At 63.9% G+C, this 10,757-nt stretch carries 10 protein-coding genes and 1 pseudogene; 3 read left to right on the top strand and 8 right to left on the bottom strand.

Annotated features, from left to right (window positions below):
* Together CC207_RS27600 and CC207_RS13000 are read right to left on the bottom strand one after the other, a co-directional pair.
* A pseudogene (locus CC207_RS27600) lies at positions 1-252 on the bottom strand (GlxA family transcriptional regulator); the annotation flags it as partial.
* 389 nt (positions 253-641) lie between these two features.
* Positions 642-2,018 carry an L-serine ammonia-lyase gene (locus CC207_RS13000; RefSeq protein WP_028688458.1) on the bottom strand — a complete coding sequence of 459 codons (1,377 nt, stop codon included), beginning with the start codon at positions 2,016-2,018 and terminating at the stop codon, positions 642-644.
* 444 nt (positions 2,019-2,462) lie between these two features.
* On the opposite strand from CC207_RS13000, the gene choX reads away from it, so the two are divergent.
* The 3 genes from choX to choV all read left to right on the top strand — a co-directional run bounded on the left by choX (position 2,463) and on the right by choV (position 5,515).
* Positions 2,463-3,410 (top strand): choline ABC transporter substrate-binding protein, encoded by a 948-nt coding sequence (gene choX, locus CC207_RS12995; protein WP_088852218.1) that lies wholly within the window; start codon positions 2,463-2,465, stop codon positions 3,408-3,410.
* Between the two features lie 81 nt (positions 3,411-3,491).
* A complete protein-coding gene (gene choW, locus CC207_RS12990; RefSeq protein ID WP_172402369.1) occupies positions 3,492-4,340 on the top strand; it encodes a choline ABC transporter permease subunit in 849 nt (282 codons plus the stop codon).
* The gene (gene choV, locus CC207_RS12985) at positions 4,337-5,515 is read left to right on the top strand and encodes a choline ABC transporter ATP-binding protein (protein WP_028688460.1); all 1,179 of its coding nucleotides are present in this window, start codon (positions 4,337-4,339) and stop codon (positions 5,513-5,515) included. The genes choW and choV overlap by 4 nt, the downstream gene beginning before the upstream one ends.
* A 138-nt stretch (positions 5,516-5,653) precedes the next feature.
* Here the strand turns inward: choV and hisF are convergent, their stop codons facing one another.
* From hisF to CC207_RS12955, 6 genes are all read right to left on the bottom strand, one after another.
* Positions 5,654-6,424, bottom strand: a complete 771-nt coding sequence (gene hisF / locus CC207_RS12980) for an imidazole glycerol phosphate synthase subunit HisF (protein ID WP_008091498.1) — start codon at positions 6,422-6,424, stop codon at positions 5,654-5,656.
* A gap of 9 nt (positions 6,425-6,433) precedes the next feature.
* The gene (hisA, locus tag CC207_RS12975; RefSeq protein WP_028688461.1) at positions 6,434-7,171 is read right to left on the bottom strand and encodes a 1-(5-phosphoribosyl)-5-[(5-phosphoribosylamino)methylideneamino]imidazole-4-carboxamide isomerase; all 738 of its coding nucleotides are present in this window, start codon (positions 7,169-7,171) and stop codon (positions 6,434-6,436) included.
* A 27-nt stretch (positions 7,172-7,198) separates the two neighbouring features.
* Positions 7,199-7,459, bottom strand: coding sequence for a DUF2164 domain-containing protein (locus CC207_RS12970; RefSeq protein ID WP_028688462.1), 261 nt, complete (start codon positions 7,457-7,459; stop codon positions 7,199-7,201).
* Positions 7,460-8,098 (bottom strand): imidazole glycerol phosphate synthase subunit HisH, encoded by a 639-nt coding sequence (hisH, locus tag CC207_RS12965; RefSeq protein WP_028688463.1) that lies wholly within the window; start codon positions 8,096-8,098, stop codon positions 7,460-7,462.
* Complete coding sequence (hisB, locus tag CC207_RS12960; protein WP_028688464.1) at positions 8,099-8,692, bottom strand: imidazoleglycerol-phosphate dehydratase HisB; 594 nt, start codon at positions 8,690-8,692, stop codon at positions 8,099-8,101. It abuts the gene before it with no gap.
* 271 nt (positions 8,693-8,963) lie between these two features.
* Positions 8,964-10,622, bottom strand: coding sequence for an OFA family MFS transporter (locus CC207_RS12955; RefSeq protein ID WP_028688465.1), 1,659 nt, complete (start codon positions 10,620-10,622; stop codon positions 8,964-8,966).
* Between the last annotated feature and the right edge of the window lie 135 nt (positions 10,623-10,757).

Below are 10,757 nucleotides of genomic sequence, written 5' to 3'. Positions count from 1 at the left end.
GTCGATCGGGGGCGCGCTGTGCATGGCGGCATCGGGGGTGATCTGCAAGCCATCACTGGCCCAGACTTGGCCACCGTCTACGGTCAGAGTATGCCAGCGGTAGAGCTCGCGACCGGACAGCTGGTTGGCCATGCGCAGCGGCTCGACCGCCGACGCCAGGGAAATGAGGGTGAAGTTGTCCAGCAGGAGAAAGCCGATGGACTGGGGTGCTGTGCGGTTCTGGGTTGGGGTCCCGGAGGTGTACGACGTCATCGCGATTTCTCCTCACACAATGCAGGGTGTGCCTCAGGCGAGCACTGTTCTTGTAATGGCCCCGTTTCGTATGCAGGGGCTTTGCCAATCTCAACGCAAATGGCATGCCTGAAATTGAACGCTCATCCAATAAAACCCAAAAACGACGTCGGCATGCGCCTTCCAGCGGGCCGGGTGATGAACGTCAGTTCAAACGCAAACGGGCGCGCCAGCGCCCCTGCGCGTCACCGCTGAGCAATTCGGTAGCACTTGTGGGAAAGTTGCCCAGATGCGACAGACTTGAGTGTCACCGACAATGACCCTGCTGGTAACGACAGGCGACGGCCGGTAGATGACAACCAGTGCGCCAGAATGTGGCGCATCGGTCACGCGCGGGCCAGAACGGCGCATCAGCATTCGATGACGCTGACCGCCAGGCCCCCACGGGAGGTTTCCTTGTATTTGTCATGCATGTCGGCGCCGGTGTCGCGCATGGTGCGGATCACCTGGTCCAAGGAGATGAAATGATCGCCATCACCGCGTAAGGCCATCTGCACGGCATTGATCGCCTTCACCGCAGCGATGGCGTTGCGCTCGATGCAGGGCACCTGCACCAGGCCACCGACCGGGTCGCAGGTCAGGCCAAGGTTGTGTTCAAGGGCGATCTCGGCGGCGTTCTCCAACTGCGCCGGGGTGGCGCCAAGCACGTCGGCCAAGCCTGCGGCAGCCATGGCGCAAGCCGAACCGACCTCGCCCTGGCAACCAACCTCGGCGCCGGAGATCGAGGCGTTCTTCTTGCACAGGATGCCCACTGCCGCCGCGCCGAGGAAGAAGTCCACCACATTGGACTCATCCACCGCATCGGAGAACCGCATGTAGTAGTGCAACACCGCCGGGATGATGCCCGCCGCACCGTTGGTGGGCGCGGTGACCATGCGCCCGCCAGCGGCGTTCTCTTCGTTGACCGCCAGGGCAAACAGGTTGACCCACTCCATGGCGCTCATGGTCGAGCCGATCACGTTAGGCTTGCCCAGCTCCTGCAGGCTGCGGTGCAGGCGGGCGGCGCGGCGGCGCACATTGAGCCCTCCCGGGAGGATGCCTTCATGCTTGAGGCCGTTGTTCACGCATTCCTGCATGGCTTGCCAGAGCTTGAGCAGGCCGGCGCGGATCTCCGCTTCGCTGCGCCAGACCTTTTCGTTCTCCAGCATCAATTGCGACACGCGCAGGTCGTTTTGCTTGCACAGGCGCAGCAGTTCGGCGGCGCTGTCGAAGTCGTAGGGCAGCACGGTCTGGTCGGCGTCCAGCACGCCGCTGGCGGCCTGGGCGGCATCGACCACGAAACCGCCGCCCACCGAGTAATAGGTGTCGCGGTGCAGCTCGCCCGCCTCACCTTCGGCGATCAGGGTCATGGCATTGGGGTGGTACGGCAGGTTCTCGTCCAGCAGCAGCATGTCGCGGGCCCAGACGAACTCGATGGGCAGGTGGTTGTCGAGCTTGAGCACGTTGGTTTCGCGCAGGTCGGCGATGCGCGGGGTGATCTGGCTGGGGTCGATGGCGTCGGGCCATTCGCCCATCAGGCCCATGATCGTGGCGTTGTCGGTGCCGTGACCGACACCGGTGGCCGACAGCGAGCCATACAGCCTCACTTCGACGCGCCGCACCCGCTCCAGCTCGCCGCGCTCGCGCAGCCCCTGGACGAACAGCGCGCCGGCGCGCATGGGGCCGACGGTGTGTGAGCTGGAAGGCCCGACACCGATCTTGAACAGGTCGAACACGCTGATGGCCATTGTCGCATCACCTCTTGATGGGCTTGTCTCGCAGCGCCGAACACCGCCTTGCGCAACTGCTAGGCTGAAAGCTCGAGCCGCCTCGGAATGCTCGCATCATCGGGCTTTTGCCCACCCCCTCGCCGTCTGCAACCGACGTACTTTTGTCCAGCAGCGCCGCCACTGCACCGGCCCTGCGTGCGCCGTTTTCCAGCGCCGGGACGCCGCAAAAACCGAGGCCGGGGGGTGGAAAAATCCAGTTGCGACATCGTCCGTACTGGATGCGACCCGTCCTGTACTGGATACGACGCCACCAGTAGGCGATTGCCGAACGCTGGAGGATTATCGAAAGCGACTCGTATTGCACGGCCTCGCATCCTGCCCTCTGCAGGCCTGGTCGACCGGAGCCCTGAGAACGCCCGGCGACCCACGCGAACCCGAAGATAAAATCACAGGAGTCCATCCATGAAAGCTTCACCCAAGCTGTTGCTGGTCGCGTTGCTGTCCGCTCCGCTGCTGGCCCAGGCCGCCGAACCCGAGCAGTGTCAGACGGTGCGTTTCTCGGATGTCGGCTGGACCGACATCACGGTCACCACCGCGACCACCAGCGTCGTGCTCGAAGCCCTGGGCTACAAGACCCACACCACCATGATCTCGGTACCGGTGACCTACAAGTCGCTGGCCACCGGCAAGGACCTGGACGTGTTTCTCGGCAACTGGATGCCGACCATGGAGAACGACATCAAGCAGTACCGCGACGCCGGCACCGTCGAGACCGTGCGCGCCAACCTGGAGAACGCCAAGTACACCCTGGCCGTGCCCCAGGCCCTGTATGACAAGGGCCTGAAGGATTTCGCCAACCTGCCCAAGTTCAAGCAGGAGCTCAAGGGCAAGATCTACGGCATCGAACCCGGCAACGACGGCAACCGCACCATCCAGAAGATGATCGACGACAACGCCTTCAGCCTGAAGGACGCCGGTTTCCAGATCGTGCAGTCCAGCGAGGCCGGCATGCTCGCCCAGGTAGAGCGGGCGCAGAAGCGCGACGAGGCGATCGTGTTCCTCGGTTGGGAACCACACCCGATGAACACCCGCTTCAAGATGCAGTACCTGACCGGCGGGGACGCCTACTTCGGTCCCGATTTCGGCAAGGCCACCGTGCTCACCAACACCCGCAAGGGCTATGCGCAGGAATGCGCCAACGTCGGCCAGTTGCTGAAGAACCTGTCGTTCGAGCTCAAGGATGAAAGCACCATGATGGGCTATGTCCTGGACGACAAGATGAAACCCGAGGCGGCGGCCAAGAAATGGCTCAAGGACAACCCCGGCAAGCTGGATGCCTGGCTGGCCGGCGTGACCACCGTGGACGGCAAGCCCGGCCTCGAGGCGGCCAAGGCCAAACTGACGCAATAACGCAAGACGCAATGGCAACACCTCGGGGCGGGACCGTGCCCGCCCCGGACTGATTTCAATCTTTGCAGGTGGAAGCTCGCTATCATGCTTATCGATCAGAAAATACCCCTGGGGCAGTACATCGCCTCATTCGTCGAATGGTTGACCCAGAACGGCGCCAGTTACTTTGACGCCATCGCCGCAGGCCTGGAATTCATGATCCATGGGGTCACCAGCGCCCTGACCTGGTTCAACCCGTTCGTGCTCATCGCCCTGTTCGCCGCCCTCGCGCACCTGATCCAGCGCAAGTGGGCCCTCACCGTCTTCGTCGCCCTGTCGTTCCTGCTGATCCTCAACCTGGGCTACTGGCAGGAAACCATGGAAACCCTGGCGCAGGTCACCTTCGCCACGGTGGTCTGCGTGGTCATCGGCGTGCCGCTGGGCATCGCCGCCGCGCACAAACCAATGTTCTACACCGCCATGCGCCCGGTGCTGGACCTGATGCAGACCGTGCCCACCTTCGTCTACCTGATCCCGACCCTGACCCTGTTCGGCCTGGGCGTGGTGCCAGGACTGATTTCCACCGTGGTGTTCGCCATCGCCGCGCCCATCCGCCTCACTTATCTGGGCATCTGCGACGTGCCGCAGGAACTGATGGACGCCGGCAAGGCCTTCGGTTGCTCGCGCCGCCAGTTGCTGACCCGTATCGAACTGCCCCACGCCATGCCGAGCATCGCCGCCGGCGTGACGCAATGCATCATGCTGTCGCTGTCGATGGTGGTGATTGCCGCCCTGGTCGGCGCCGACGGCCTGGGCAAACCCGTGGTCAACGCACTGAACACCGCCGATATCTCCCTGGGCTTCGAAGCGGGCCTGGCCATCGTGCTGCTGGCAATCATGCTCGACCGTATCTGCAAGCAACCGGAGCTGCCGGTAAGGGGTGAGGCATGAGCATCATTCGTTTCGAAGACGTCGACGTCATTTTCTCCAGCAAGCCGCGCGAGGCCCTGGCCCTGCTCGACCAGGGCAAGACCCGCGAGCAGATCCTCAAGCAAACCGGGCTGGTGGTCGGTGTCGAGAAGGCCAACCTGGACATCAACAAGGGCGAGATCTGCGTGCTGATGGGCCTGTCCGGCTCTGGCAAATCCAGCTTGCTGCGCTGCATCAACGGCCTCAACACCGTGAGCCGCGGCAAGCTGTTCGTCGAGCATGAAGGCAAGCACATCGACATCGCCCACTGCACCCCGGCGGAGCTGAAAATGATGCGCACCAAGCGCATCGCCATGGTGTTCCAGAAGTTCGCCCTGATGCCCTGGCTGACGGTGCGCGAGAACATCAGTTTTGGCCTGGAGATGCAGGGCCGTCCCGAGAAGGAACGGCGCAAGCTGGTGGATGAAAAGCTCGAGCTGGTGGGCCTGACCCAGTGGCGAAACAAGAAGCCAGATGAACTCTCGGGTGGCATGCAGCAGCGCGTCGGCCTGGCCCGGGCGCTGGCGATGGACGCCGACATCCTGCTGATGGACGAACCGTTCTCGGCCCTTGACCCGCTGATCCGCCAGGGCCTGCAGGACGAACTGCTGGCCCTGCAGAGCAAGCTGAGCAAGACCATCGTCTTCGTCAGCCACGACCTCGACGAGGCCCTGAAGCTGGGCAGCCGTATCGCGATCATGAAGGACGGGCGGATCATCCAGTACAGCAAGCCGGAAGACATCGTGCTCAACCCGGCCGACGAGTACGTGCGTACCTTCGTCGCCCACACCAACCCGCTCAACGTGCTGTGCGGCCGCAGCCTGATGCGCAGCCTGGACCAGTGCAAGCGGGTCAACGGCTCGGTGTGCCTGGACCCGGGAATCGACTCATGGCTGGACCTCGGCGAGGGAGGCTCGCTCAAGCGCGCGCGCCAGGGCCAGAACGGGCTGGATATGCAGAACTGGGCACCGGGGCAGGATGTGGAGCTGCTGGAGCGCAGGCCGACCGTGGTGCACGCCGATATCGGCATGCGCGAGGCGCTGCAGATTCGTTACCAGACCGGCAACAAGCTGGTGCTGCAGGATAACGACAAGGTGGTGGGGATTCTTGGGGATACCGAGCTTTACCATGCCTTGCTTGGCAAGAACCACGGGTGATGCCTCTGGGGCCGCTTCGCGGCCCTTTCGCGACACAAGGCCGCTCCCACAGGCACGACGCCAGCCTCAGGTGCAGTGCTGTACTTGTGGGAGCGGCCTTGTGTCGCGAAAGGAGGGCGAAGCCCTCCCAGCGCTCTGTCAGCGAACGACGATCCCACGCGAAGCCATATAGGCCTTCGCCTCAGGCACCGTGTACTCGCCAAAGTGGAAGATACTCGCCGCCAGCACCGCGCTGGCGTGGCCTTCCAGAATTCCGTCCGCCAGGTGTTGCAGGTTGCCCACGCCACCGGAGGCAATCACCGGAATCCCCAACGCATCGCTGATCGCCCGGGTAACACCCAGGTCGAAGCCGTTCTTCATGCCATCCTGGTCCATGCTGGTCAGCAGGATCTCGCCGGCGCCCAGGCCTTCCATCTTTTTCGCCCACTCGACGGCATCCAGCCCGGTCGGCTTGCGCCCGCCATGGGTAAAGATCTCCCAGCGCGGCGTTTCGCCCGGTCCAGAAACCTTCTTGGCGTCGATGGCAACGACGATGCACTGCGAACCGAAACGGTCCGCCGCCTCACCCACGAACTCAGGGTTGAACACTGCCGCGGTGTTGATCGAGACCTTGTCGGCACCGGCGTTGAGCAGGTTGCGGATGTCCTGCACGGTACGCACGCCGCCACCGACGGTCAGCGGGATGAACACCTGGCTGGCCATGCGCTCGACGGTATGCAGGGTGGTGTCACGGCCATCGACGCTGGCGGTGATATCCAGGAAGGTGATCTCGTCCGCGCCCTGCTCGTTGTAGCGCCGGGCAATCTCCACCGGGTCGCCGGCATCGCGGATGTTCTCGAACTTGACGCCCTTGACCACCCGGCCGTTGTCCACGTCCAGGCAAGGGATGATGCGCTTGGCCAGTGCCATGGTCGCTCCTTAGCCTTGATAGTTGTCGCAGAAGGCCTGGGCCTCGGCGACGTCGAGGGTGCCTTCGTAGATGGCGCGGCCGGTGATGGCGCCGATGATGCCGGGGGCCTTGGCGTCCAGCAGGGCCTTGATGTCGCCCAGGTTGTGGATGCCGCCCGAGGCGATCACCGGGATCGAGGTGGCTTCGGCCAAGGCCTTGGTGAAGGGCACGTTGCAGCCCTGCATCATGCCGTCCTTGGCGATGTCGGTGTAGACGATCGCCGAGACGCCATCGGCCTCGAAACGCTTGGCCAGGTCAATGACCTGCACCGAGCTCACTTCGGCCCAGCCGTCGGTGGCGACGAAGCCGTCTTTCGCATCAAGACCGACGATGACCTTGCCCGGGAAGGCCTTGCACGCTTCGGCGACGAACTCGGGCTGCTTGACCGCCTTGGTGCCGATGATCACGTGGCTGACGCCGGCCTTGACGTAGTGCTCGATGGTTTCCAGCGAGCGGATGCCGCCGCCGATCTGGATCGGCAGGTTCGGGTAGCGCTTGGCGATGGCAGTGACCACTTCACCGTTGACCGGTTGGCCTTCAAAGGCGCCGTTCAGGTCGACCAGGTGCAGGCGACGGCAGCCACCCTCGACCCATTTGGCGGCCATGCTCACCGGGTCGTCGGAGAATACGGTGGAGTCTTCCATGCGGCCTTGGCGCAGGCGTACGCAGGCACCGTCCTTGAGATCGATAGCGGGGATAATCAGCATCTTGGCAACCTGTCTTGTTCGTTGGGTTCAGGGCTTCTCGAGCGCCCACAGGTCGCTTTCGATGCTCTCGAACCGCTCCTTGAGGTGCAGTTGAACATCGGCAATCGCCCTGTTGTAGTAATGGGGTGCAATTTCCTTGCTGAACAGCTCGAGGACCTCGGCCACCTCGAACGACCCCAGCTGCAGCTCGAAGCGGTCTTCGAGGAAACGCTTGAGCGTGTCGAGCGCGTCGCGCTCCTGCTCCGGCGTCAGCGTGATGATCGGGGCCTTGGTCTTCGATCGGCTCATTTACCAGCGCCCGTCCCAGGCGACGAAGTTCTGCAGCAGCTGCAGGCCATGGGTATGGCTCTTCTCCGGGTGGAACTGCACGGCAAAGCGCGAGCCATCGGCCAGCGCGGCGGCGAAGTCGACGCCATAGTGGCCGCGACCGACGACCTGGCCCGGCTTGCCGGCGTTGATGTAGTAGCTGTGCACAAAGTAGAAGCGCGCCCGGTCAGGGATGTCATGCCACAGCGGGTGGTCAATGGTCTGGCTCACTTCGTTCCAGCCCATGTGCGGCACCTTCAGGTGCTCGCCGTCTTCCTTGAGGTCTTTACCGAAGAAGCGCACCTGGCCGGGGAACAGGCCGATGCAATCGACGCCATCGTTTTCTTCGCTGTGGTCGAGCAGCGCCTGCATGCCCACGCAGATACCGAGGAACGGACGGTCCTGGCTGACCTCGCGCACCAGGCTGTCAAAGCCCAGGCGGCGGATCTCGGCCATGCAGTCGCGGATCGCGCCGACGCCGGGGAACACCACGCGGTCGGCTTCACGAATCACCGCGGCGTCGCTGGTCACCAGCACCTTGCCGGCGCCCACGTGCTCGAGGGCCTTGGCCACCGAGTGCAGGTTGCCCATGCCATAGTCGATTACGGCTACCGTCTGCATTTACAGGCACCCTTTGGTGGACGGCATCTGCCCGGCCATGCGCTCGTCGAGGGTGACGGCCATGCGCAGGGCGCGGCCGAAAGCCTTGAACACGGTCTCGATCTGGTGGTGGGTGTTGTGGCCACGCAGGTTGTCGATGTGCAGGGTCACCAGGGCGTGGTTGACGAAGCCCTGGAAGAACTCCTGGAACAGGTCGACATCGAAGCCGCCGACGGTGGCGCGGGTGTAGGGCACATGCATCTGCAGGCCCGGGCGCCCCGAGAAGTCGATGACCACGCGCGACAACGCTTCGTCCAGCGGCACATAGGCATGGCCATAGCGGAAGATGCCTTTCTTGTCGCCGATGGCCTGGGCGAACGCCATGCCGAGGGTGATGCCAACGTCCTCGACGGTATGGTGATCGTCGATATGCAGGTCGCCCTTGCACTCGATGTCCAGGTCGATCAGCCCATGCCGGGCGATCTGGTCGAGCATGTGTTCAAGGAAAGGCACGCCGATTTCAAATCGGGCCTTGCCGCTGCCATCGAGGTTGATCGAGCACTTGACCTGGGTTTCCAGGGTATTGCGCTCGACGGAAGCCTTACGTTCGACCATCACCAGCTCCGCAAAATCATTGGGCGAAAAGGGCTCCATTATAGGCCCAGAACGCGCCGGCTTGAAACGCGGATGACATATGGCAGGGCTAGTAATTACGGGGGCGGGACGGGCCTACAGGTCTATACAAGTACCTTTGGGGGCTGCTTCGCAGCCCATCGCGACACAAGGCCGCTCCCACAGGAGCCTCGTGAGCCTGAAGGTACGCAATGCCTGTGGGAGCGGCCTTGTGTCGCGAAAGGGGCGCAAAGCGCCCCCAGGGCCAGCTAACTCAGTGAAACAGCACCGCCGTCTTCTGCAAGGTGATCCACACCCCCCAGGCCAGCGGAATCACCACCACGGCCCAGGCCAGCAGCACCAACGGCAGGCTGCCCGGCGCCGCATGCCACTCCAGCGAGCGTGCCGAATCGACACCCTTGTCATGGCTCAGCGCTCGCTCGGCAGCCAGTTCGGCATCGGTCATGAAGTACTTGTCCGCTACCGGCCGCACCAACATGTTGCAGATGAAGCCCAGCACCAGCAGGCCGGCGAGAATGTACAAGGTCATGTCGTAAGCCGCCGCGCGCTCCACGCCCGCAGCCAGCTGCGCCTCGCGCAGGTAGGTGATCAGCACTGGGCCGAGCACGCCTGCCGCCGCCCAGGCCGTCAGCAGGCGACCATGGATGGCGCCGACCATCTGTGTGCCGAACAGGTCGGCCAAGTACGCCGGGACGGTGGCGAAACCGCCGCCGTACATCGACAGGATGATGCAGAACGCCGCCACGAACAGCGCCACGTTGCCGATGTGCCCCATGTTTGGCACCAGGCTGTAGAGGCCCACGCCCAGGGCGAAGAAGGCAAAGTAGGTATTCTTGCGGCCAATGTAGTCGGAGAACGACGCCCAGAAGAAGCGCCCGCCGATGTTGAACAGGCTCAGCAGCCCGGTGAAGCCGGCGGCAATGGCGGCGATCTGCGCCAGCTGCGCGGCGTTCAGTTCGCTGAACGTCAGTTCGTTGCCCAGCAGCTTGCCGGCAAACACTTCCTGCAACAGCGGAGAGGCCATGCCCAGGATGCCGATACCGGCCGACACGTTCAGGCACAGCACCAGCCACACCAGGGCGAACTGCGGGGTCTTCCAGGCCACGCTGACGTGCACGTGACGATCGGTGACCATGGCGTTGGCCTTCTTCGCCGGCGGCGTCCAGCCTTCAGGCTTCCAGCCGGTCGGCGGCACGCGGTAGGCCAGGGCGCCGGCGGTCATGAACACGAAGTAGATCGCGGCCATGGCCACGAAACTCTGCCATACGCCCACTTCGGTCGGGCTGGAGAAATGGCCCATCAGTGCGGTGGCCAGCGGCGCGCCCACCATGGCACCCCCGCCAAAGCCCATGATCGCCATGCCGGTGGCCATGCCGCGCTTGTCCGGGAACCACTTGATCAGCGTCGACACCGGCGAGATGTAGCCCAGACCCAGGCCGATCCCACCGATCACCCCCGAGCCCAGCCACATCAGCCACAACTGGTGGGTCTTCACGCCGATCGCCGAGATCAGCAGGCCACCGCACCAGCATAGCGCCGATACCAGGCCGGCCTTGCGCGGGCCGGCGTGCTCCAGCCAGCCGCCGAGCACCGCGGCCGAGCAGCCGAGGAACACGAAGAACAGGGTGTAGATCCAGCTGAGCATGGAGATTGGCCAGTCGCACTCGGCGCTGAACAGTCGGGCGACAAAGCCCATGTCGGCGGCGCAGGCCACCGGTGCGCTGACACCCAAGGCCTGGGACAGCGGCAGCCAGAACACCGAAAAGCCATAGGCCATGCCGATGCACAGGTGGATCGCCAGGGCCGCCGGCGGCACCAGCCAGCGATTGAAGCCCGGACGGGCGATGATGCGCTCCTTCGACAGGAAGCCCGGCGCGCTCGCCACCGTCCCCGACGTGATACTGCTGTTCATGGATTGTTCCTTTTGTAGGTGGGCTGTGCGCATGGACGGCTCTGCTTCGGCTGCACGCAAGGCAGCCCGGCCGCTTGGGCTGGCACCCCGCGACAATGGGTCGCGGGGACTCCACAGGCGGGCGCAAGATTACCA

This window comes from Pseudomonas sp. DrBHI1, from assembly GCF_002205115.1.
Lineage (GTDB): Bacteria > Pseudomonadota > Gammaproteobacteria > Pseudomonadales > Pseudomonadaceae > Aquipseudomonas > Aquipseudomonas mosselii.
Note: the sequence above shows the minus strand (reverse complement) of the source record. Positions and strands in the feature narration are given on the sequence as shown.

Coding starts and splice junctions, on each gene's coding strand:
- CC207_RS13000 (WP_028688458.1), bottom strand. CDS start 2,018: ATGGCCATCAGCGTGTTCGACCTGTTCAAGATCGGTGTCGGGCCTTCC.
- choX (WP_088852218.1), top strand. CDS start 2,463: ATGAAAGCTTCACCCAAGCTGTTGCTGGTCGCGTTGCTGTCCGCTCCG.
- choV (WP_028688460.1), top strand. CDS start 4,337: ATGAGCATCATTCGTTTCGAAGACGTCGACGTCATTTTCTCCAGCAAG.
- hisF (WP_008091498.1), bottom strand. CDS start 6,424: ATGGCACTGGCCAAGCGCATCATCCCTTGCCTGGACGTGGACAACGGC.
- hisA (WP_028688461.1), bottom strand. CDS start 7,171: ATGCTGATTATCCCCGCTATCGATCTCAAGGACGGTGCCTGCGTACGC.
- CC207_RS12970 (WP_028688462.1), bottom strand. CDS start 7,459: ATGAGCCGATCGAAGACCAAGGCCCCGATCATCACGCTGACGCCGGAG.
- hisH (WP_028688463.1), bottom strand. CDS start 8,098: ATGCAGACGGTAGCCGTAATCGACTATGGCATGGGCAACCTGCACTCG.
- hisB (WP_028688464.1), bottom strand. CDS start 8,692: ATGGTCGAACGTAAGGCTTCCGTCGAGCGCAATACCCTGGAAACCCAG.
- CC207_RS12955 (WP_028688465.1), bottom strand. CDS start 10,622: ATGAACAGCAGTATCACGTCGGGGACGGTGGCGAGCGCGCCGGGCTTC.